The organism is Arthrobacter sp. P1_B9, from assembly GCF_056406495.1.
This window is the reverse complement of record NZ_JBFUAA010000003.1, coordinates 393278-415566: the sequence shown is the minus strand read 5'-3', so window position 1 is coordinate 415566 and position 22289 is coordinate 393278. Positions and strand designations below refer to the sequence as shown.

Below are 22289 nucleotides of genomic sequence, written 5' to 3'. Positions count from 1 at the left end.
TTCCGCTGTCCGGGGCTTTTCCTATGGTGGAGGCACGGGGACTCGAACCCCGAACCCCCTGCTTGCAAAGCAGGTGCGCTACCAATTGCGCCATGCCCCCATAAGAAGCAACCAGACAATCATACCCTAGGTCCGGAGAGCCGGTTTCCAGCTTCCATCCCCAGATTCTGGGCTAGTCAACCGTATCGGTTGAATTGCTCCAGACCACTTTCCGGGCTTCGGATTCCTGCACTTTCCTGTAGAGGAGGACGCCTGCGACCGTGGCTGCGATAACCAGCAACTTCTTCACATGCACCCCGTTCCGGTTCTGTCATGGACGAACCTTCACTAACCTCTGCCAGAACCAGTACAGGCTCCGTGGGCGTACCAGGACTTGAACCTGGGACCTCTTCGTTATCAGCGAAGCGCTCTAACCGCCTGAGCTATACGCCCCGATGCCTCATCGGGCCGAGATATGACTGTACAGCACATCCCGGCCCGATCTCAAATCGAGGCCTTTTTCCGCGGGAATCCGCGGAAAAGTACGGGAATTAGTCGTCCGTGAGGGTCACGCCGATGCCGCCGACGAGCGTCGCGGCAATGTTGTAGAGCACCGCCGAAAGCATCGACAACGCCGTCAGCAGCACCACATTGATCACGGCGATGATGGTGGCGAATGAAGCCACCTGGCCCAGGGATGCCACCTTCTTCAATTCGAAGCCGCCGCCTTCAGAGCCCGCGAGGGTCCCGAGCAGGCTGTCCACCTGGTCAAAGATCCCGGTCAGGTCCAGGACGGTCCAGAGCACGATCGCCGCCACGACGGTGACGATTCCCAGCGCTACGGAGAGCAGGAAGGCCATTTTCAGCACGGACCAGGGGTCCACCTTGCTGACCAGCAGCCGGGCACGGCGCACCTTGGCCTTGGGAGCGGGCTTGATCAGCCCGGCAGTGCCTTGCCCGCCGGACTGGGCGGGGCGCTGCCCCGGGACGGCTGGGCGCTGGCCGGGGACCGTGGGGCGCTGGCCGGGTGCGGCGGGCCGCTGGCCCGTTCCCGTGGCTGCGCCGGACACGCCGGGGCGCTGCTGCGGACGCGAGGGGGCGCCTACGCGCGGTGCGGCGGCGGGCTGCCGCACTCCGCTCGGCACGCCGCTGCTCGGCTTGGGATATGAGTCGGAATTACTCACTCGTTACCTCCGGTATTGTCTTCGTCCAGCTCGGCATTGCCTGATGACTCATCTGACTCCGGGGCCGGTACTGATTCTGCCGCTGCGGACTCCTCATGCAGTCCGCCATCTTCAGCCAACGTTACGTCATCGGGCGTGGATGCCCGATTTTCGGTCACGTCTGCGGTATTTTCGCCGGTGTCTTCACCGGCATCTTGACCTTCGGCCGGTTCCTCGACTTCGAGCCCGCGTTCGCTGTTGCGCGCGACGGCGATGATGCGGTCGTTCTTGTCCGGCTTGGCAAAGATCACGCCCATGGTGTCGCGGCCCTTGGCCGGCACGCCGCTGACCGACGAGCGGACCACCTTGCCGCCTTCCATGACCACCAGGACTTCGTCTTCCTCGTTGACAATGAGGGCCCCGACGAGGTGGCCGCGTTCTTCCTGGTACTTGCCCACCTTGATGCCAAGGCCACCGCGGCCCTGGAGGCGGTATTCCTCCACAGCGGTCCGCTTGGCGAAGCCGCCTTCGGTGACAATGAAGACAAACGAACCGTCCTGCACGACGTCGGCCGCCAGCAGTTCGTCGTCCTCGCGGAACTTCATGCCGGTCACGCCCGAGGTGGCACGGCCCATCGGGCGCAGCGCATCGTCCGTCGCGGTGAAGCGGACGGACTGGCCCTTGCGGGAGACCAGCATGAGGTCATCGGTCTCGGACACCAGCTGGGCCGAGACAAGCTCATCGCCGTCGCGCAGGTTGATGGCGATGACGCCGGCGGACCGGTTGGTGTCGTAGTCCTCCAGACGGGTCTTTTTGACGAGGCCGCGTTTGGTGGCGAGCACCAGGTACGGGGCGTGCTGATAGTCGCGCAGGTCCAGCACCTGGGCGATGTGCTCGTCCGGCTGGAACGCCATCAGGTTTGCCACGTGCTGGCCCTTGGCGTCGCGGCCGGCTTCCACGAGCTCGTACGCCTTGGCGCGGTAGACCCGGCCCAGGTTGGTGAAGAAGAGCAGCCAGTGGTGGGTGGTGGTGACGAAGAAGTGTTCGACGACGTCGTCGCCGCGCAGCTGCGCGCCCTTGATGCCCTTGCCGCCGCGCTGCTGCGAGCGGTAGTTGTCGCTGCGGGTGCGCTTGACGTAGCCGCCGCGGGTAATGGTGACGACCATTTCCTCCTCGGGGATCAGATCCTCGATGGACATGTCGCCGTCGTAGCCCAGCAGGACCTTGGTGCGGCGGTCATCGCCGTGCTTGGCCACGATCTCCGAGAGTTCGGTGCTGATGATCTCGCGCTGGCGCTCCTCCGAGGCCAGGATCGAGTTGTATTCGACGATCAGGGCCTCAAGTTCGGCGTGCTTGTCCTGGATCTTCTGGCGCTCCAAGGCGGCGAGCCGGCGCAGCTGCATGTCCAGGATGGCCCGGGCCTGCACCTCGTCGATGTCCAGCAGCTCCATCAGCCCGTCGCGGGCCGCTTCGGTGGTGGTGGACGCACGGATCAGGGCAATGACCTCATCGAGCGCATCCAGCGCCTTGAGAAGGGCCCGCAGGATGTGCGCTTCCTCCTCCGCCTTCCGCAGCCGGTACCGGGTGCGGCGGGCAATGACGTCCATCTGGTGCGTGACCCAGTGCCGGATGAAGGCATCGAGGCTGAGCGTGCGCGGCACGCCGTCGACGATCGCGAGCATGTTGGCGGCGAAGTTGTCCTGCAGCTGGGTGTGCTTGTAGAGGTTGTTCAGCACCACCTTGGCCACGGCGTCGCGCTTGAGCACGATCACCAGTCGCTGGCCGGTGCGGCCCGAGGTCTCGTCGCGGAGGTCGGCGATGCCGGAGATCTTGCCGTCCTTGACGAGTTCGGCGATCTTGATGGCCAGGTTGTCCGGGTTGGCCTGGTACGGCAGCTCGGTGACCACCAGGCACGTGCGGCCCTGGAGTTCCTCGACGTTGACCACGGCGCGCATCGTGATGGAGCCGCGGCCCGTGCGGTAGGCGTCCTCGATGCCCTTGTGGCCCAGGATCGTGGCGCCGGTCGGGAAGTCCGGTCCCTTGACGCGCTGGATCAGCTCTTCGAGCAGCTCTTCGCGGCTGGCGGTCGGGTTGGCCAAGTACCACTGCACACCGTCGGCGACCTCACGGAGGTTGTGCGGCGGGATGTTGGTGGCCATGCCGACGGCGATGCCCGAGGAACCGTTCACCAGCAGGTTCGGGAACCGGGCCGGCAGGATGGTCGGCTCCTGGTTCTTGCCGTCGTAGTTGTCCTGGAAGTCGACGGTTTCCTCGTCGATGTCCCGGACCATCTCCATGGCCAGCGGCGCCATCTTGGTTTCGGTGTACCGCGGGGCGGCCGCGCCGTCGTTGCCGGGCGAGCCGAAGTTGCCCTGGCCCAGTGCCAGCGGGTAGCGCATGGTCCAGTCCTGGATCAGGCGGACCAGGGCGTCGTAGATCGCGGTGTCGCCGTGCGGGTGGTACTGGCCCATGACCTCGCCCACCACGCGGGCACACTTGTTGAAGGAGCGTTCCGGGCGGTAGCCGCCGTCGAACATCGCATAGAGCACGCGGCGGTGGACGGGCTTGAGGCCGTCGCGGACATCCGGCAGGGCACGGCCCACGATCACAGCCATGGCGTAGTCGAGGTAGGAGCGCTGCATTTCGGTCTGCAGATCCACCTGCTCGACGCGGTCGGTCAGTACGTCGCCATCGAGGATGGCGCCTTCAAGGACGGGCTCGGAGCCGGCCGGCACCTCTGGTGTTTCGTCACTCATAGTCTATATTTTCCGTTTCAGGTATATATCAGTCCGGGCATATTCGGGGCTTGACTGCCCTCTAGATGTCCAGGAACCGAACGTCCTTGGCGTTCTGCTGAATGAAGTTTCGGCGCGATTCAACGTCCTCGCCCATCAGGACCGAGAAGATCTGGTCCGCCGCCAGGGCATCGTCCATCGTCACCTGCAGCAGGGTCCGGTGGTCCGGGTCCATGGTGGTGTCCCACAGTTCCGTGTAGTCCATTTCACCGAGGCCCTTGTAGCGCTGAATGCCGTTGTCCTTGGGGATGCGGCGGCCGGCGGCCTGGCCCGAGAGTAGCTTCGCGTCGCGTTCACGGTCGCTGTAGACGTAGTCGTGCGGGGCATTGGACCACTTGATCCGGTACAGCGGCGGCTGCGCGAGGTAGACGTAGCCGTTTTCGATCAGCGGGCGCATGTAGCGGAACAGCAGCGTCATCAGCAGCGTCGTGATGTGCTGGCCGTCGACGTCGGCATCGGCCATGAGCACGATCTTGTGATAGCGCAGCTTGGCGATGTCGAAGTCCTCGCCAATGCCGGTGCCGAATGCCGTGATCATGGACTGGACCTCGGCATTGCCGAGCGCCTTGTCCAGCCGGGCACGCTCGACGTTCAGGATCTTGCCGCGCAGCGGCAGGATGGCCTGGGTCTCCGGGTTGCGGCCGCGCTTGGCGGAACCGCCGGCCGAGTCACCCTCCACGATGTAGACCTCGCACCTCTCCGGGTTCTTCGAGGAGCAGTCGGACAGCTTGCCGGGCATGCCGAAGGATTCCAGCGGGCTCTTGCGGCGGGCGTTGTCCCGGGCCTTCCGGGCGGCCATGCGCGCCTGGGCTGCGGAGATCGCCTTGCGGATGACGTCCCGGGCGGGACCGGGGTTGCGCTCGAGCCAGTCGCCCAGGCCGTCCGTGACAACGCGCTGGACAAAGCCCTTGACCTCGGAGTTGCCGAGCTTGGTCTTGGTCTGGCCCTCGAACTGCGGTTCGGAGAGCTTCACGGAAATGACTGCCGTCAGGCCCTCGCGGATGTCGTCCCCGGTGAGGTTGTCTTCCTTTTCCTTGATGATGTTCTTCTCCCGCGCATAGCGGTTGATGAGTGAAGTCATCGCGGCGCGGAAACCCTCTTCGTGGGTGCCGCCCTCATGCGTGTTGATCGTGTTGGCGTAGGTGTGGACGCTTTCGGAGTACGCGTTGGTCCACTGCATCGCCATTTCCAGGGCAATGTGCCGTTCCGTGTCCTCGGTTTCGAAGGCGATGACGTCCTCGTGGACCACATCAACCTTCTTGCCGGAGTTAAGGTGCTTGACGTAGTCCAGCAGGCCGTCGTCGTACTGGTAGACCACGGTGTGGAATTCCGCGGCGATCTCACCTTCGGTGGGGACGGTGTCCAGGTCCAGGTCGTCGTCCTCGGACGATTCCTCCGGAGCGCGGCGCTCGTCCGTCAACGTGATGCGCAGGCCCTTGTTGAGGAATGCCATCTGCTGGAAGCGGGCCCGCAGTGTTTCGAAGTCGAAGTCGGTGCTCTCGAAGATGCTGGCATCGGGGTAGAACGTCTGGGTGGTGCCGGTCTCGGTGGTTTCCTCGCCCTCGACCAGGCCGCCTTGCGGCTTGCCGCCGTCAGCGAAAGACATCCGCCAGACGTGTCCCTGGCGGCGGACCTCGGTGTCGACCCGGCTGGAGAGTGCGTTGACCACCGAAATGCCGACGCCGTGCAGGCCGCCGGAGACAGCATATCCGCCGCCGCCGAACTTGCCGCCGGCGTGCAGGATCGTCATGACGACTTCCACGGTGGGCTTGTGCTCGGTGGGGTGCATGTCCACGGGGATGCCGCGGCCGTTGTCGACCACCTTGACCCCGCCGTCGGCCTGCAGCACGATTTCGATGTGCGTGCAGTAGCCGGCCAGGGCCTCGTCCACTGAGTTGTCCACCACTTCATAGACCAGGTGGTGCAGGCCGCGGGGGCCGGTGGAGCCGATGTACATGCCGGGACGTTTCCGGACAGCTTCCAGGCCTTCAAGTACGGTGATGTCGCTGGCGCCGTATTCGCGCGATGTCGCGGTCCCCGACGGCGCCGCCACCGCAGCCTCTTGTTCCACCGCTTCCGCTACGTCTTCCACTGCCGGGATCTCTGCATTGTCGTTAGCCACAGGCGCTTTCGACTCCTCTATGTTCGTTGAAGGCCGGCGGTTGCCCCTTCCGTGGAAAAGGCTCCTGCCAACAGGCACGTCACTGACGACGCCGGGTGTTTCCGCTGACTTGGGGATCCCGTCCGCCGCACGCTGAAATTGCGTCGGAAACGGACTCAGTCAACGCTTCACCGGCGCCCAGTTATCTACACCGATTCTATCGTGTTATAGGGGCCAAACTTGCATTCCAGGGCGCCAAACGGGCGGGAAAGTGCCGCTGGGAGGGCGCTGGCTCCCCCTGCAAGGCTTTCGGGGTCCAGCCCTAGGGTTCCTATACGACTCCGGGAGGTTCAAGCGCCCTACACGCCGCTTGCGGATTTTTCAAGGGTTTTTGCAAGAAGTGCTTCAGATCCGGTGCCCGCCATTGGGCCGGGGCTATCCGTACGTGTCGCGGGGACCCCGGCCGTTGACCGTCCGGAGGCCCTTGCGCCAGCTCGGGGCGGCGGGTCCGAGCACCTGGATGCTGGTGACGACGCCATCGCCAAGCTCGGTCCGGAATTTTTCCAGCAGGCTGCTGCTGAGCAGCCGCAGCTGGGTTGCCCAAGCCGTGGAATCGGTCCGCACATGCAAGGTGGTGTCGGTAAAACTCTCGGGAGTGCAGTGCGCCGAGATCTCCGGGCCCACCAGCACGGCCCACTGCGCCATGACGGACCCGACGGCCACCGGCGAGCTCCAGCCGCGTTCGGCCACGAGGCGTCCCACGACTTTTCCGAGGCCCAACGGATCCCTGCCGGTACCGTGGAATTGGGAGAACCCGCGGGTTCCAGCGCTGCGGGCAGGCTTTTGGGTGCTGCCGGGCCGCGGCGGCGCCTTTCGGCGGATTTCGCCCCGGGCCGCGGCGGCGTCGCGCATCCGGTTCAATGCGGCCTGCGCGGCATCGATATCGTCGGGGTCACGGCCGGGCTGCAGGCCGCCGTCGGTATCCTTATTCATCGATTTTCCTGCTCATCGATTCCTCCCGGGATGACCTTCACCCGCCGTCCGGTCAGCTCCGCCGGGATATCGTCCTCGACGGCGGCAGTGACCAGCACTTGCTCGGCGCCGGATACTATTGCCGCCAGTTTACGCCGCCGCTGGACGTCGAGTTCGGCAAAGACATCGTCCAGAATCAGGATCGGGGGCGAACCGCCCGTGCGGGCATCGTCGAGCATGACGTAGTAGGAGGCCAGGCGCAGGGACAGGCACATGGACCAGGTTTCCCCGTGGGAGGCGTAGCCCTTGGCCGGTGCCGATCCAAGCACGAGCTCAAGTTCGTCGCGGTGTGGCCCGACCAGCGAAATTCCCCGTTCCAGTTCCTTGCGCCGGGCTGCGGCGAAGGCCTGGATGTAGCGGTCGGTGAGCTGCTCGACGGAGAGCAGGCGCAGGTCGTCCGCCGGCGCGGCCTCATCGGCTGCGGTTCCGTCCGCAGGCCTGGAATCCGCTGGTCCTGAGGTGGCGCCGTCGTCGTCCAGGCTGTCCTGCAGCGTGGAACGGTACACCGCAGAGGCCTCCTTGGAGCCGTCGGTCAGCTGCGCGTAGGCGTTTTTCAGGTGCGGTTGCAGCCGGTCCACCAGCTCCAGGCGCGCGTGCAGCAGCTCAGCCCCGGCCCGGGCCATGTGCTGGTCCCAGACATCGAGCGTTGCCTCGTGGCCGGTGCTGAATTTTCCAGCGCGGGCCGACTTGAGCAGCGCGTTGCGCTGCTTCAGGACCCGGTCATAGTCGCTCCTGGTCGCGGCGTGGCGCGGCATGAGACTGACCAGGAGCTCGTCCAGGAACCGGCGGCGGCTGGACGGATCGCCCTTGACCAGCGCCAGGTCCTCCGGCGCGAAGAGCACCGTCTGGCAGATCCCGAGCAGGTCCCGGGCGCGGACCGGATTGCTCCGGTTGATCCGTCCGCGGTTTGCCCGGCCCGCGTTGATTTCCAGCTCCAGCACGGTGGACTGCTCGCCACGGACCAGCTTGGCCCGGATCATGGCCCGCTCGGCACCGAACCGCAACAGCGGCGCGTCCGTGCTGACCCGGTGCGAGTTGAGCGTGGCCAGATACCCGATCGCCTCCATCAGATTGGTCTTGCCGATGCCGTTGGAACCCACCAGGACGGTGACTCCGGGCTCAAGGCTGAGATCGACCTGGGCGTAGCTGCGGAAATCGGTGAGCGAGAGCTTTTCTAGGTACACGCGGGATTCAGGACTTCACAGGCAGGATCAAGTGGCCGGGCAGGATTATTTGGCCGGCCGGGTCGCGTGGCCGCCGAACTGGTGGCGCAGCGCCGAGACCATCTTCATGGCCGGCGAATTGTCCTCGCGGGAGGAGAACCTGGCGAACAGCGCAGCCGTGATCGCCGGGGCCGGCACCGCGTTGGCAATGGCCTCCTCGACGGTCCAGCGGCCTTCGCCCGAATCCTCGACGTAGTCGGAGATCGATTCCAGTCCGGGATCCTCGTCAAGGGCCTTGACCATGAGGTCCAGGAGCCAGGAGCGGACAACCGTTCCCTTCTGCCAGGCCCGGAATGTCCCGGGAAGATCGGCGACGATCTCCTTGGCGGCCAGGAGCTCGTACCCCTCGGCGTAAGCCTGCATCAGGCCATATTCGATCCCGTTGTGGACCATTTTGGCGTAGTGGCCGGCGCCGACGCCGCCGACGTGCACAAAGCTGTCGGCCCGCTCACCTGCGGGACGGAGCGCATCGAAGACGGGGAGTGCCCGTTCGATGTCCGCGGCATCGCCGCCCGCCATCAGGCCGTAACCGTTCTGGAGGCCCCAGACCCCGCCGGACACGCCGCAGTCCGCAAAGCGGATTCCCTTTTCGGCCAGCGCGGCACCGTGCTTCTGGTCTTCCGTGAAGCGGGAGTTGCCGCCGTCGATCACAAGGTCACCGGCGTCGAGCTTGGTGCCCAGTTCGGTGATCACGGCGTCGGTAATCTCGCCCGAGGGGACCATGACCCAGATCAGGCGCGGCGCCGGGACGGCGGCGATGAGTTCGTCCAGGGTGGCGACGTCGGCAACGTCGGGGTTGCGGTCAAACCCGGTGACCTCGATCCCGCCGTTGCGCAGCCGTTCACGCATGTTGAAGCCCATTTTTCCAAGGCCGATTAGTCCGATGTGCACGGGGATGAACTCTTTTCTGCGCTGGGGTGCTTCGTTGGAGACGGCCGTGATGGCCCGCAGGTGCCGTGCTCCGGAGGTCCGGGGCACGGCAATGACGGGCTAGTTGGGCAGCCGGACGGGCATGACGAGGTAGCGGTAGTCGCCCTGGTCCTCGCCCTCGGCGTCCTGCTGGGCAGTGATCATGGCCGGCTTGGGTGCGGTGGTGAAGGAGAACCGCACAAACTTGGTTTCGATGACGCTGAGGCCCTCGATCAGGTAGTGCGGGTTGAAGGCCACGGTGATGTCTTCACCGGACAGCTGGGCTTCGAGCTCTTCGGAGGCCTGGGCGTCCTCGCCGGTGCCGGCGTCCAGGTGCAGCTGGCCCTGGGTGAAAGCGAGCCGGACAGGCGTGTTGCGTTCGGCCACGAGCGAGACGCGGCGCACGGCTTCGACCAGTTCCTGGGTCTGCACGGTGGCGTGGATGGGGGTCGAATCCGGGAAGAGCGAACGGATCTTCGGGTAGTCGCCGTCGACCAGGAGTGAAGTGGTGGTCCTGCCGCCGCTCTCGAAGCCGATCAGCCGGCTGTCGTCGTCGGCGAGGGCGATGTTGATGTCGCCGCTGCTGCCCAGGGTCTTCGCCACTTCGTTGAGGGTCTTGGCCTTGACCAGGGCGCTCGTGGAGATGCCCGGCGTCGCAGGCTTCCAGGGGACTTCCCGCATGGCCAGGCGGTAGCGGTCGGTGGCCAGGAGGGTGATGAGGTCGTCCTCGATTTCCATCCGCACACCGGTCAGGATCGGCAGGGTGTCGTCCTTGCTGGCCGCGATGATCACCTGGGATACGGCCTGGGCGAACGAATCGCCGGGCACGGTGCCGCTGATTGTCGGCAGGGCCGGCAGCGGCGGGTATTCAGCCTCGGGCATCGTGGCCAGGTGGAAGCTGCTTCGGCGGCAGGTGAGCGTCACTTTGTTGCCGTCGGTTTCGACCTCGACGGGGGCGGACGGCAGGCTGCGGCAGATGTCCGCGAGCAGGCGGCCCGATACCAGGATAGTGCCCTCGGCGCTGATGTCAGCGGGGATTTCGAGCCTCGCGGAGGTCTCGTAGTCGAAGCTCGACAGGCTGACGGTACCGGCTTCAGCTTTCAGGAGCAGGCCCGAAAGTACGGGAACGGGCGGCCGCGGAGACAACGACCGGGCGGTCCATGTCACGGCTTCTGCCAGGACGTCCCGTTCGACTCTGAACTTCACGGAAGGGTGCCGCCTTTCATTGCTGCTGTTAGTGCTGAAAATCGCTGAAACTGCTCGAGCTGCGGCGGACCTCGGCAGGGACGCCGAATTCCGTCAACAAAGGAATCGTCCGCCCGCCCGGGCCCCATGGCCCGGTAGGAACCACAAAAGATGTCCGGGACGGACGCACTGCAGACAGCTTAGCCCCAAGGTGAGCGTTTCTCCCATCCCCGGGTTACATCGGTGTTGTTCGCGGGGCCGGTCTCCTGCGCCGGTCCGGAACGGGCCTGGGCGCTGCTTGGAGGTGGGATGGAGATTGTTGTTTGAGGGAATTTCATTTTCTTGGGATTAGTAGTGTTAATAACTGCTGTGGAAACTGTGGATAACTCGATCCTGCCGTGCGAATCCGCGGTTAAGCCCTGTTCATGGACTGTGGGCGGAGCAGGTTTTAAACAGGGTGTGGATGGGGACAAGATTTTTGGCCGACTGGCCAATCCACAGGCGCCTTAAGGGTTTTAAGCCCATTAACCGCGGTTGTCCCCTTAACTATCCACAGGGTTGTCCACAGGGCCCTGTTAATAAGGTATGAGTGCGCCGGCCGATGGCTCAGGAATTGCGCTGCTGCTGCTTGATCCGGTTGGTCAGCTCGGTCACCTGGTTGTAGATGACCCGGCGCTCGGCCATGAGTTCGCGGATCTTGCGGTCGGCGTGGATCACGGTGGTGTGGTCGCGGCCGCCCAGCTCCTGTCCGATCTTGGGCAGGGACATGTCCGTCAGCTCCCGGCACAGGTACATCGCGATCTGCCGGGCGGTCACCAGCGTGCGGGTGCGCGACTTGCTGCAGAGTTCTTCCATGCTGAGCTTGAAGTAGTCGGCTGTCTGGGTGAGGATCTGCGCAGAGGTGATTTCCTGGGCACCGTCGTCGGTGATCAGGTCCTTGAGCACCATCTCGGCCAGGGCCACATCCACCGGCTGCCGGTTCAGGCTGGCGAACGCCGTGACGCGGATGAGGGCTCCCTCAAGTTCGCGGATGTTGCTGGAAATCTTGGAGGCGATGTATTCGAGCGCATCGTCCGGCGCGGAAAGGCCCTCGCTGAGGGCCTTCTTCCGGAGGATCGCAATGCGGGTCTCCAGTTCGGGCGGCTGGATGTCGGTCAGCAGGCCCCATTCGAAGCGCGACTTCATCCGGTCCTCGAAGCCGGCGAGCAGTTTCGGCGGCTGGTCCGAGGTGATGACCACCTGCTTGTTGTTGTTGTGCAGGGCGTTGAACGTGTGGAAGAACTCCTCCAGCGTCCGGTCCTTGCCGGCCAGGAACTGGATGTCGTCGATCAGCAGCACATCCACGTTGCGGTACGTGGTCTTGAAGCTGGTGCCTTCATCGTCGCGGATGGAGTTGATGAAGTCGTTGGTGAATTCCTCGGAATTGACGTAGCGGACCCGGATCCCGCTGTAGAGCCGGCGCGCATAGTGGCCGATCGCGTGAAGCAGGTGGGTCTTGCCGAGTCCGGAGTCCCCGTAGATGAACAGCGGGTTGTAGGCCTTCGCCGGCGCCTCGGCTACTGCCACGGCGGCTGCGTGGGCGAACCGGTTGGAGGAACCGATCACGAAGGTGTCGAAAACGTACTTCGGATTAAGCCGGCCGAATTCATGCGAGGTGCTCGGCAGCATCGGCTGCGGCTTCAACTCCACGGTCGGGTCGGCGGCCAGGGAAAGTTCGACGGCGGGTTCGGGTTCTGTGTGCAGCGGCACCAGATCCGTGTCGACGTCGATCGCGCAGCGGATTTCGTCGGAAAACACGCTGCGGAGCGCGTCGTCGAGGGCTTCCTTGACCTGGGTCTGCAGCACTTCGCGGGTGAGCTCATTCGGAACTGCCACTAGCAGGGTGGAACCGATGAGCCCCTGCGCCTGGGCGAGGATGACGAAGCCGCGCTGCCGGGGAGAGACACGGTGGTCGTTCTCCAGGAGGCTCACTACCCGCCGCCAGGAACTTCCGACAGTGTTGGCTTGGTTGGCTTCGTCTACTGTCATCAATCAGTTCCTCAAACTTGCTGGCCTGCATTACGTGCATCCACGCGGTCCGGAGCTGTCCACCGGCCGGCTCAATCCACAGGGTTATGCACAGTCCGTGGATAAGGGGTTACTGAGACACTGTAGGGGATGAAAACGCCAGAAGATAGCTGGGTTCAGTCCTGTGGATAATTACACCGTTGTGGTTCTGAAATGGGGCGCGTGACGCACTTCATCCACAGGCTGCGGGAGTAGTTAGCCACAGCTGGGGATAGCGTGCGGAGCGGTCCCCGGTTTGACTCGGGAGGTTGGCAAGCCCTAACGTTGTGAAGTCCCATGTGTACGCTTTTCGCCTCATCTGCATCTTTCCTGACGCCCCGCGTCGTGTGAGATACGAGGGAAGCGGCACATACCAAAACTTAGCGTCGGCCAGTTCTTCCCCTTGATCGGGTGGGCGCACCTTTGATCCACTGGAGTAACTAACGTGAGCAAGCGGACTTTTCAGCCGAATAACCGCCGTCGAGCCAAGAAGCACGGCTTCCGCCTTCGTATGCGTACCCGTGCCGGCCGTGCCATCCTGGCAGCCCGTCGTGGCAAGGGCCGCACCGAACTGTCGGCCTAAATAACTGACTCGTCGGTCCATATCCCTGTGCGAGTTGAACGGTGCTAGCCACCAGGAACCGTCTGCGGACATCAACCGATTTTTCAACAACTGTACGTTCCGGTGTCCGCAATGGACGCCGGAACGTAGTGTTATATGCGGCAGCTCTCGCTGCCGATGAACCAAGCCGGATCGGATTCATCGTTTCCAAGAGTGTCGGGAACGCTGTTGTCAGGAACCTCGTTAAGAGGAGACTGAGAGAAGCCGGTGCATTGTCGTTGCAGAAATACGGCAGCGGGTTCGCCATTGTGGTCCGGGCCCTGCCCGCCGCAGCGGGAGCCAGCTGGGACCAGCTGCTTGCCGACTATGACGCCGCTTTGGAGACGACCATGAAAAGGCTGGGCAACCGCCTTTCGCAGGCTGCTTCACCAGGTTCTAACGAGACGACACAGGAAGGGACCCCGCGTGCGTAACTCAACTGCCGCCGTCGTCCCTCCTGCAAGATCCGCAGCAGCATGGTTGGGCCGGGCAGTCTGGAACCTGCCCCGCGATGTCCTCATCCTGTTGCTCCTGGCGTACCGCAAGGTGATCTCACCGCTGTACGGCCAGGTTTGCCGTTTTTTCCCCAGCTGTTCGGCCTATGCCCTTGAAGCGATCACCGTCCACGGCGCGGTGAAAGGAAGCTGGCTCGCTGCGAGGCGCCTGTTGCGCTGCCATCCATGGAATGCCGGTGGTGTGGACCATGTCCCCGCCGGGCATCGGGAATGGCCCGCGGGCCGCACCCCCACAATTGTTGTGCTGAACAATCCGGACATATACCTGGCTGCTCAGCCTGATGGAGAAGGCCGCACTGCGGCCTGACGAATAGGGAATCGTATGGACATCTTTGGAACAATCTTGGCCCCGTTCAAATGGCTGGTCTCAGCCATCATGGTCGGCTTCCATGACGGACTCAGCGCCATTGGCATGCCGGCGGCCAGCGGCTGGACCTGGACCCTGGCCATCATCGGGCTGGTGCTGGTCATCCGCGCCGCCCTGATTCCCGTCTTCGTCAAGCAGATCAAGGCCCAGCGCGGGATGCAGCTCCTGCAGCCGGACCTGAAGAAAATGCAGGACAAGTACAAGGGCAAGACGGACCAGCTCTCCCGCCAGGCCATGGCGCAGGAACAGATGGCGCTGTACAAGAAGCACGGCACCAACCCGTTCTCCGCCTGCCTGCCCATGCTGATCCAGATGCCCTTCTTCTTTGCGCTCTTCCAGGTGCTTTCCGGCATCACTGCGGCGGCCACCACCGGCCAGGGCATCGGCGCCATGAGCCCCGAGCAGGTCAAGCAGTTCGACGAGTCCACCATCTTCGGTGCCCCGCTGTCCGCCACGCTGCTCCACGGCACGCCTCCGGGCGGCAATGTGGTGTCGGTGTGGATCCTCTCCATCGTGATGATCCTGGCCATGACGGCCTCGCAGTTCATCACGCAGAAGCAGATCATGGCCAAGAACATGTCCGAAGAGGCCCTGGCCAGCCCGTTCATGCGCCAGCAGAAAATGATGCTCTACATCCTGCCGGTCGTCTTCGGTGTGGGCGGTATTAACTTCCCCATCGGCGTCCTGATCTACTGGACCACCACCAACCTGTGGACCATGGGACAGCAGTTCTTCGTGATCCGCCGGATGCCTACGCCGGGATCGCCGGCGGCCAAGGCTCTCGCCGAGCGCCGGGCAGCCAAGGGCCTGCCCGCCCTGCCCCTTTTGGGCGGCAAGAAGGTCGACGCCGAGGCCGAAGCCTCCGCCGCGGCCGCCGTCGAAGCCAAGACCCAGCGCGTCCAGCCGCAACGTAAGAACAGGAAGAGGAAGTAATGTCCGCCGAGAGCACCGAACACGCTATTTCCGCCGAGTTTGACGAGGACCGGGACGACGCCCAGAGCGCGGCCGACGACTCGTCACAGGGTGCGGACGCCGGCACCGGCAAGAGTGTTTCCGCCAGCCGCCTCGAAGAAGAAGGCGACGTCGCTGCGGACTACCTCGAGGAACTGCTGGATATCGCGGACATTGATGGCGACATCGACATCGAGGTCCGCAACGGCCGCACGTACATCTCGATCGTCGCCGAAGAGGAAGCCGCCGGGCTGGACAGCCTGGTGGGCCGTGACGGCGAAGTCCTTGAGGCCCTCCAGGAGCTTACGCGGCTCGCGGTCCTCTCCGCGACGGAGAACCGTTCCCGCCTGGTGCTGGATATCAACGGCTACCGTGCCGAGCGTGCCGGCGACCTGCAGAAGATCGCTGAGGACGCTGTCGCCGCTGTGAAGGATTCCGGTGATGCAGTTGCCCTGGCTCCGATGAGCGCCTACGAGCGCAAGATCGTGCACGACGCCGTCGCTGATTTGGGACTCGTGAGCGAGTCCGAAGGCGAAGGCGCCGACCGGCACATCGTTGTCTCCGCAGACTGAACCGTTGACTAGCTTGATGGTTGAAATTACCGCCCCGGAACTCAAGGCAGCAGAGTCCATCTTCGGCGACCGCCTGGAACTGGCGAAACGCTACGTCGAGCACCTGGCGACGTCCGGGACCGAGCGGGGCCTGATCGGGCCCCGTGAGGTGCCGCGGCTTTGGAGCCGGCACGTGCTTAACTGCGCCGTCATTGAGAGCCAGATTGCCCACGGAAGCCATGTCGCCGACGTCGGCAGCGGCGCCGGCCTGCCTGGCCTGTGCCTGGCCATTGCGCGGCCGGATCTGGAACTGACGCTGATCGAACCACTGGAGCGCCGCGTCATCTGGCTCCAGGAGGTGGTGGATGATCTGGGCCTCGAGAACGTCACGATCATGCGCACCCGCGCCGAACTCGCAGTGGGACTCGTGAACGCCGACGTCGTGACTGCCCGCGCCGTATCCGCGCTGTCCAATCTCGCCGGGCTGACCATTCCGCTCCTGGCCGGCAAGGGAGAAGTCGTCGCCATCAAGGGACGCAGCGTCGGCGAGGAAATCGAAAAGGCCGCCAAGGTTATCCGCAAACTGGGCGGCATTCAGACGTCCGTGGTGGTGGTGGGCGAAGACCTGCTTGAGGAACCCACCACCGTTGTGCGAATCGTAGTGAACAAGCCTCAAAAGATTACCTAGCACCGGCCCCGGTGCCCGGGGAGTCTGAGGGGAAGAGGTTAGGCTAGTAACCGGCAGTAAGAGCCGAATGAGAGTGAGCGTGTCATAGTGAGCAGTAGCGAAGCCTCCACACAACGGATCCCGCCGTTTGTGTCCCTGGGGTCCGCACGGGCGTTTACGGCTCCTGCAGTAGCTTTTGACTACTCCGGAAATCACACGGCTTCGGTTGCGAAGACGACCGGGATGGCCGGTGTTTCACGTGAAACATCCCTTCCGCACACGGGGAACGTGCTGGATTCCATCGACGATTCCAGTCCCATCGCCCGCGAACTCGCACACGAAAACAAGCGCCGTGAGCGGTTGCTCGGCCGGCAGCTCCCCAAACCGGAGAAAACCCGGATCTTCACCGTTTCCAACCAGAAGGGCGGCGTCGGCAAGACCACGACGACCGTGAACATCGCCGCCGCGCTGGCGGCCGCTGGCCTGAACGTGCTCGTCATCGACATCGATCCGCAGGGCAACGCCTCCACCGCCCTGGGAATCGAGCACCACGCCGATGTCGACAGCATCTACGACGTGCTGATCAATGATGTCCCGCTGAAGGACGTCGTGGCCCCGTGTCCCGACATCGACAACCTGATCTGTGCGCCCGCCACCATCCACCTTGCCGGTGCCGAAATTGAACTCGTCAGCCTGGTGGCCCGCGAGCAGCGGCTGCGCCGCGCAATCGATGTGTACTCCAAGGAGCGCGCCAAGAATGGCGAGGAGCGGCTGGACTACATCTTCATCGACTGCCCGCCGAGCCTCGGGCTCCTGACGGTCAATGCGTTCTGTGCGGCCGGCGAAGTCCTCATCCCGATCCAGTGCGAGTACTACGCCCTCGAAGGGCTCAGCCAGCTCCTGAAGAACATCGAGATGATCCAGAAGCACCTGAACGCTGATCTGGTTGTTTCCACTATTCTGCTGACCATGTATGACGGCCGCACCAACCTCGCCGCCCAGGTGGCAGCCGAGGTCCGGGAACACTTCCCGAAGCAGGTGCTCGGCGCTGTGGTGCCGAGGTCGGTCCGTATTTCCGAGGCGCCGAGCTACCAGCAAACTGTCATGACGTATGATCCTTCTTCCAGCGGTGCCCTGTCCTACCTGGAAGCTGCCGCGGAAATCGCGGAACGTTAGAATCTTTCAAGAATTGCACTAACCAGAGCCAGGTGAATCCCGGCTCTTCCACTGGAGGGATTTATCCATGAGCGATAAGCGACGCGGCCTCGGCCGTGGACTTGGCGCACTCATTCCAAGTTCCGCCGCGGCTAACGCCTCCGGAAACGGTGCTGCCCCGTCCCGGCCCGTGGACCTCTTCTTCCCTGAAGCCCGAAAAAAGACCTCCGACGCCGAGACGCTCGCGGACACCAAGGCCGCGCTGGCCAAGGAGCCGGAGTCCACACCTGTCAAGGCCGACGATTCCGCTGATCTCACGGTTGACACCACTGAAGCAACCAGCGCTGCTGCCGGAGCCGACGTTGCTGCCGACAAAGCCGACGCAGCTGCCGCCGCCGTGACCAAGAAAACCCCCGCCCGAAAGTCGGCTGCCTCCAAGCCGGCGACCGCTGCTGCCAAGGCGGCCGCATCCGACGCCGGCGAACAGCTGACGTTTGACTCCACGCCCGAGCACGGTGACGAGGGAACTGTTGACCTCGTAGAGGTGCCCGGCGTCAGATTTGCCGAAATCCCGGTCACGGACATCCATCCCAACCGCAAGCAGCCCCGCTCGGTCTTCGATGAGGATGACATGGCGGAGCTGGTGCACTCTGTGCGGGAAATTGGCGTCCTCCAGCCAATTGTGGTCCGTACCTCAACCGAAGAGGGTGGCGAACCCTATGAGCTCGTCATGGGTGAGCGACGGTGGCGTGCAGTACAGGCCGCAGGCCTGGAAACTATCCCCGCGATTGTCCGTGACACCACCGATGACGACCTCCTTCGCGACGCGCTGCTGGAGAACCTGCATCGCAGCCAGCTGAATCCGCTCGAAGAGGCGGCGGCCTACCAGCAGCTACTCGAGGACTTCGGCACCACGCACGAGCAGCTGGCGGACCGGATCGGACGTTCGCGTCCCCAGGTTTCCAACACCCTGCGCCTGCTGAAGCTGCCCCCGCTGGTGCAGCGCCGGGTTGCGGCAAATGTCATCTCCGCAGGGCACGCCCGCGCACTCCTGGCACTTCCTGACGCCGCGGCCATGGAACGCCTGGCGCAGAAGATTGTTTCAGAAGGCATGTCGGTCCGGGCGACCGAAGAAGCTGTGACCCTGTATCAGAGCCCCGCCTCGCCGGCCAAGAACAACATCCCGCGGGCCGGAGCCCGCCACGAACGACTGGATTACCTGGCGTCATCGCTGTCTGACCGCCTTGATACTAACGTCAAGATTTCGCTTGGTGCCCGCAAGGGGCGTGTCAGCATTGAGTTCGCCAGCGTCGAGGACCTGAACCGCATCATGGACGTCCTCACGCCGGGAGCGCCTAGCTAGGTCGCGACTCGCTGAGTTCTCCGGGAGGGTCTGTTTCACGTGAAACAGGCCCTCCCTTCTTTGTCTCTACCGATGCTGCCGGTGCCGGCGGATTCGGTGGAGCCGAGTTCGGCGCTGCCGTGTTCGCCCACTGCCGGAGAGTTGCGGGGGGTGCCTCTATGGTTTTCGTCAAGCCGCTGGGGTTTAGCCGTGGTTCGTAGAGAGTGCCGTCGCGCAACATGGCGTAGAGGGTGTCGCAACGGCGGCGGGCGAGGCCTCCACGAGGGCCTCGACCCGGGTGAAGACGGTGTCCCGGGACTCGCGGATGTCGGCGAGCATCCGGGCCAGTTGGGGCAGCACGATCGTGGCCGCGTTCGTCCCCACGACAGTGACTGTTTGCTGGCCGAGTGCGTCGATGATTTCGCCGGCAAGGCGTTCGCCCATCCGGGGTGCACGCTTTTTTAGCCGGTTTCCGATCCTGCGCCGACCTGCATGGCGCAAGGCTTCTGGGGTTGGCCAGGCCCGCAGCAGGTCCAACACTGCCGGGTGGTCCAGGCGCGGGCCAAGGACACGCTCCAGGGCAGGGGTGGATCTGGGTCAGCAGGCCTCGGATCCTGTTCGATGTTGCGTGGCCTGTTTTGCCAAGTCGTCGTCGAAGCCGCAGAGCATGGTCAGTTCGGCGAGCTGTTCATCGGCGATCTGGATGGAGCGCAGTGTGTGGGGCATGGTCCGGGCCGCTTCGGCGATGATGAACGCGTCCCGGGCGTCGGTTTTCGCTTCGCCCGGGTGCAGGTCCGCGATCCGGCGCATCGCCAGCCCGGGCAGGTATCCGACGGTGACACGGGCGGCCTGGGCAACCGCGACGGGGAGTGCACCGATCGTCGCGGGCTGGTCAACGACCAGCAGAATGCGGCCGTGTTTGCCCAGAGAAGTCAGTATTTCGCGCAGCCGGGCCTCGTCGTTGGGCAAAGCCTTGTCGAAGAGCTTCATCCCCGTCCGGTCCACTGCAACGGCGTGGTGCTCGCCCTTGCCGACGTCCAGGCCGATGAAGACATCAATGCTTTCGTGGTTTCCGATCACCTGTACCTCGCCGTCACAGCAGCTGATACCTGTGCTGGACTGTCCGCGGTGTCAGAGCCCGCATCCACGCTACGCACGACGATCCCAAACTGTCCTGCCTCTATTAGCGGTCTCTCCGGCACCTACCGGACCCCGGTGACAACACCCCCCGGATCATTGACGACTGGGGGCGGCAATCATGCCGGGGCCGGCAGGCCAGCATACCCTCATCCTGCAACAGGAACGGGCTACGAAAAAGGTAACGGGGCGGCACCGGTGGCGCCGACTAGTTCCGGCGGCTCTCTCGCTTCCGTCCTGGCCCGGGCTCTCGCGGGTTGCGGCCGTGGGTGGGGGGCCGACGCAGTGCCGTGGTCTTTCTGTGGAAATCGTCAGCATCGCCGGCCCTGCTTGGGCGAGACCGAGGGACACGTGCGGAACGACGGGCTGGTGCTGGGCAGGCGGGTGTCCCTGACTGGGGCGGAGCTTCCTGAGCGTGGAGTCCGATGCGTTTCCGGTGGCCGTACCGTCCACTCTGTTGCGTTCCGTGGGTGGAGCTTCTGATCGCATGGAACGGCCACACCGTTCATAAATGGCAGCTGCACAGTTCTCGTTGTTGCGGAAGGGCCCCCTCTCTGCCGGTGCCGCTGCGATCGCGCTAGTCAGCAACAGCCATCTTCGCCGCCTTCCAGAGCTCACTGACCATCTGGGCTGGAGTGGTCCGTCAATGTTTCACGTGAAACGGGGCCGCGAATCTGCGCCTTGCCCCATCGAACGCCAGGCAGGCTGGGCACCTATGTGAGGAGACATAAGGGCAGATGAATCCGGCCAGCGGTTGGAGACCGCTGCGCAGTCGTCAATCCGGCAGCCGGACCACATCCCTGCCCATGCGAGTCCGCCTGCGGATTGGCGATCCGGCTCGGCCATTGCACCGTAGGTGGTCAGCGCAATGCCGGTGGACTGGGGTGCCGACCAGTCGTTTGACCAAGGGTCCACCGTCTGCGTCATGATGGTTCGGCTTCCCCTTGCAAGGAATCGACCCACAGCTATGGCCCACTTTTGCCTGTCGGCCGGGCCGGCCGCGGGTGCGCCATGCGACCACATTGGTCCATGCCGGTGCGAAGCAGGAGAAGCGGCTCACTACGGCGTGGCTGCTGCTTGGCGGCGGAGCAAGCTCGCCGCAGCCACAGACGAACCTCGGAGCGACTGTTGTACCGTTCCCAGTCTCTGCGGGATCACCTGCTCCTGGGCGCCTCTGAAAGCGTCATATGGCGCCGCTACTGCGTTGTATGCCCGCGTGGTTGGCTGAACGAAGGCTAAGCAAGCTGCAGGGCATCTGAAGCCTTGCACGCCTCGGGATGCTCTAATACGGCACTGTCCGGTCCTGGCGGAGGCCGGCGGCACTCTCTCGCTGCTTACGATCACGGGTCGTGGGGGCAGCTTCCGTGAACGAAAATTGAAGTGGGTTGAACCGTGGGTTCGCGCGCGGGCCGGCAGGTTGGTCTGCTTGCTGCTTCGTCGGGTTCGGGCCATGGCTTTGTAGGAACGTTCCGGTGGTTACGGTAGAAATTGGCGCCGGACACGCGCCTCGAAAAGCGAACCTCAACAGAGGTCTCGATGTGGGCGTGGACGAAGATCGGGACAAAGTCGACGGCGCAGACCTGGACGCCGACCTTGGCGCGGGAACGGACGCGGGCCGTGATGCGGACGGTGATCTGGCGTCGGCGCCACAGGAAGCATGTAGTCTCGATCGCATTGTTGAAGACCTCTTGTGGGAGTCTGATCGCGAAAGCTGACCGGAACTGCCTCGCTTTGCGGATGTCTGCGTCCTTCGACTCCCCCGCTAACTTGCCGCTCACCCCTTCGCCGGCTTGCACCCACGTCCCCGATTCCGCATTCGGTACATGATTGTGCCTGTCAGTTTGCCGGGACCCGGGCAAAGGGAACCGGGACCCTGACACGCATCCTCCCCACCCAGGTAGCCGGGTGCCATGACCGCCAACGTTCTGCTGCAGTCCCATCGCCGCATCCAGCTGTAACCATGCGCCATGGGGCATGCCGGCGTGCCAGGCATGCCTGATCTCCTTGGGGCCCCGGCGGGCGTGCTGTTCCTGCCGCATTTTTCAGCTTCCTCCGGTGAGCCCGACGCCTTATCCAATAGCCGAGATGGCACTCTGGGGGTCTATTCCGGCACTCCGGACACGGCTCCCCTCATCCGGAACAGCACACCGGACGCCTCGCGGGCCCCCCACACTGTGCCGCTGCTGACGCACCTGCCGGCTTGCCAGTACCCGCTTGATGAGAGTGCAGTGCAGATCCTGTACTGCTGCACACCGGCTGATCCTGCTGCAGAGTGTTGGAAGGAGTCTTCCGGCAGGAGCTCAGGCCGCGCGACGCACCCGCGAGAAGGGAAGCGGAGGCCATGTGAAGTAGGGCCGGGGTCGTGCCGATTGATCCCAGACGCCGACCACGCCTTCCTGTGGATTCGGCCTGGCTGGAACTGTCGGGATGGCTCTTGTGTGGGCATCCAGCCGCCATTATAGGGAAGCAGCCGAGCTGCTGCATGTTCCAACTACACGGCTACCAGCGCCGGGTCCGCTCCCCCGGACCAGTGTGTTTCGGGCGGTAAGGTTCGTCGCCCCGGGCACCAG

18 protein-coding genes, 2 tRNA genes and 1 pseudogene are annotated in these 22289 nt (G+C 64.1%); 9 read left to right on the top strand and 12 right to left on the bottom strand.

Annotated features, from left to right (window positions below; translation table 11 throughout):
* Positions 1-24: 24 nt before the first annotated feature.
* The 11 genes from AC1D1A_RS06855 to dnaA form a co-directional block, all read right to left on the bottom strand.
* Positions 25-100 (bottom strand) — tRNA-Ala (locus tag AC1D1A_RS06855).
* A 72-nt stretch (positions 101-172) separates the two neighbouring features.
* On the bottom strand, positions 173-289 hold the full coding sequence (locus tag AC1D1A_RS06850; protein WP_230006372.1) for a DLW-39 family protein: 117 nt from the start codon (positions 287-289) through the stop codon (positions 173-175).
* 69 nt (positions 290-358) lie between these two features.
* Positions 359-432: transfer RNA gene (locus tag AC1D1A_RS06845), tRNA-Ile, on the bottom strand.
* A gap of 98 nt (positions 433-530) precedes the next feature.
* The gene (locus AC1D1A_RS06840; protein WP_243178157.1) at positions 531-1163 is read right to left on the bottom strand and encodes a DUF3566 domain-containing protein; all 633 of its coding nucleotides are present in this window, start codon (positions 1161-1163) and stop codon (positions 531-533) included.
* Positions 1160-3898, bottom strand: a complete 2739-nt coding sequence (gene gyrA, locus AC1D1A_RS06835; RefSeq protein WP_476850707.1) for a DNA gyrase subunit A — start codon at positions 3896-3898, stop codon at positions 1160-1162. The genes AC1D1A_RS06840 and gyrA overlap by 4 nt, the downstream gene beginning before the upstream one ends.
* 61 nt (positions 3899-3959) lie before the next feature.
* Positions 3960-6059 carry a DNA topoisomerase (ATP-hydrolyzing) subunit B gene (gene gyrB, locus AC1D1A_RS06830; RefSeq protein WP_374706707.1) on the bottom strand — a complete coding sequence of 700 codons (2100 nt, stop codon included), beginning with the start codon at positions 6057-6059 and terminating at the stop codon, positions 3960-3962.
* 414 nt (positions 6060-6473) lie between these two features.
* The gene (locus AC1D1A_RS06825) at positions 6474-7031 is read right to left on the bottom strand and encodes a DciA family protein (protein WP_223914868.1); all 558 of its coding nucleotides are present in this window, start codon (positions 7029-7031) and stop codon (positions 6474-6476) included.
* Entirely contained in the window at positions 7028-8254 is a 1227-nt protein-coding gene (gene recF, locus AC1D1A_RS06820) for a DNA replication/repair protein RecF (RefSeq protein WP_476947388.1), read from the bottom strand. The genes AC1D1A_RS06825 and recF overlap by 4 nt, the downstream gene beginning before the upstream one ends.
* 45 nt (positions 8255-8299) lie before the next feature.
* Positions 8300-9184, bottom strand: a complete 885-nt coding sequence (gene gnd, locus AC1D1A_RS06815) for a phosphogluconate dehydrogenase (NAD(+)-dependent, decarboxylating) (protein ID WP_223915420.1) — start codon at positions 9182-9184, stop codon at positions 8300-8302.
* Positions 9185-9283: 99 nt separating this feature from the next.
* Entirely contained in the window at positions 9284-10408 is a 1125-nt protein-coding gene (gene dnaN, locus AC1D1A_RS06810) for a DNA polymerase III subunit beta (RefSeq protein WP_018775670.1), read from the bottom strand.
* 585 nt (positions 10409-10993) lie between these two features.
* On the bottom strand, positions 10994-12415 hold the full coding sequence (dnaA, locus tag AC1D1A_RS06805; RefSeq protein WP_018775671.1) for a chromosomal replication initiator protein DnaA: 1422 nt from the start codon (positions 12413-12415) through the stop codon (positions 10994-10996).
* Positions 12416-12878: 463 nt separating this feature from the next.
* On the opposite strand from dnaA, the gene rpmH reads away from it, so the two are divergent.
* The 8 genes from rpmH to AC1D1A_RS06765 all read left to right on the top strand — a co-directional run bounded on the left by rpmH (position 12879) and on the right by AC1D1A_RS06765 (position 18603).
* Positions 12879-13016: a 50S ribosomal protein L34 gene (gene rpmH / locus AC1D1A_RS06800; protein WP_003800212.1), complete on the top strand. Its 138-nt coding sequence runs from the start codon at positions 12879-12881 to the stop codon at positions 13014-13016.
* Positions 13017-13057: 41 nt separating this feature from the next.
* Positions 13058-13468, top strand: a complete 411-nt coding sequence (gene rnpA, locus AC1D1A_RS06795; protein ID WP_079552763.1) for a ribonuclease P protein component — start codon at positions 13058-13060, stop codon at positions 13466-13468.
* Entirely contained in the window at positions 13461-13856 is a 396-nt protein-coding gene (yidD, locus tag AC1D1A_RS06790; RefSeq protein ID WP_230009110.1) for a membrane protein insertion efficiency factor YidD, read from the top strand. Before rnpA ends, yidD begins: the two co-directional genes overlap by 8 nt.
* A 15-nt stretch (positions 13857-13871) precedes the next feature.
* Complete coding sequence (yidC, locus tag AC1D1A_RS06785; protein WP_476859643.1) at positions 13872-14849, top strand: membrane protein insertase YidC; 978 nt, start codon at positions 13872-13874, stop codon at positions 14847-14849.
* On the top strand, positions 14849-15439 hold the full coding sequence (locus AC1D1A_RS06780) for a Jag family protein (protein WP_476947387.1): 591 nt from the start codon (positions 14849-14851) through the stop codon (positions 15437-15439). The genes yidC and AC1D1A_RS06780 overlap by 1 nt, the downstream gene beginning before the upstream one ends.
* A 16-nt stretch (positions 15440-15455) precedes the next feature.
* On the top strand, positions 15456-16106 hold the full coding sequence (gene rsmG / locus AC1D1A_RS06775; protein ID WP_476947386.1) for a 16S rRNA (guanine(527)-N(7))-methyltransferase RsmG: 651 nt from the start codon (positions 15456-15458) through the stop codon (positions 16104-16106).
* A gap of 87 nt (positions 16107-16193) precedes the next feature.
* Complete coding sequence (locus AC1D1A_RS06770; RefSeq protein ID WP_275450894.1) at positions 16194-17261, top strand: ParA family protein; 1068 nt, start codon at positions 16194-16196, stop codon at positions 17259-17261.
* A 67-nt stretch (positions 17262-17328) separates the two neighbouring features.
* Positions 17329-18603 (top strand): ParB/RepB/Spo0J family partition protein, encoded by a 1275-nt coding sequence (locus AC1D1A_RS06765; RefSeq protein WP_476947385.1) that lies wholly within the window; start codon positions 17329-17331, stop codon positions 18601-18603.
* Between the two features lie 219 nt (positions 18604-18822).
* On the opposite strand, the pseudogene AC1D1A_RS06760 reads toward AC1D1A_RS06765, so the two are convergent.
* Positions 18823-19730 (bottom strand): annotated as a pseudogene (locus AC1D1A_RS06760) (IS110 family transposase); the annotation flags it as partial.
* A 1461-nt stretch (positions 19731-21191) separates the two neighbouring features.
* On the opposite strand from AC1D1A_RS06760, the gene AC1D1A_RS06755 reads away from it, so the two are divergent.
* Positions 21192-21434, top strand: coding sequence for a hypothetical protein (locus tag AC1D1A_RS06755; RefSeq protein WP_230008313.1), 243 nt, complete (start codon positions 21192-21194; stop codon positions 21432-21434).
* Positions 21435-22289: the final 855 nt, after the last annotated feature.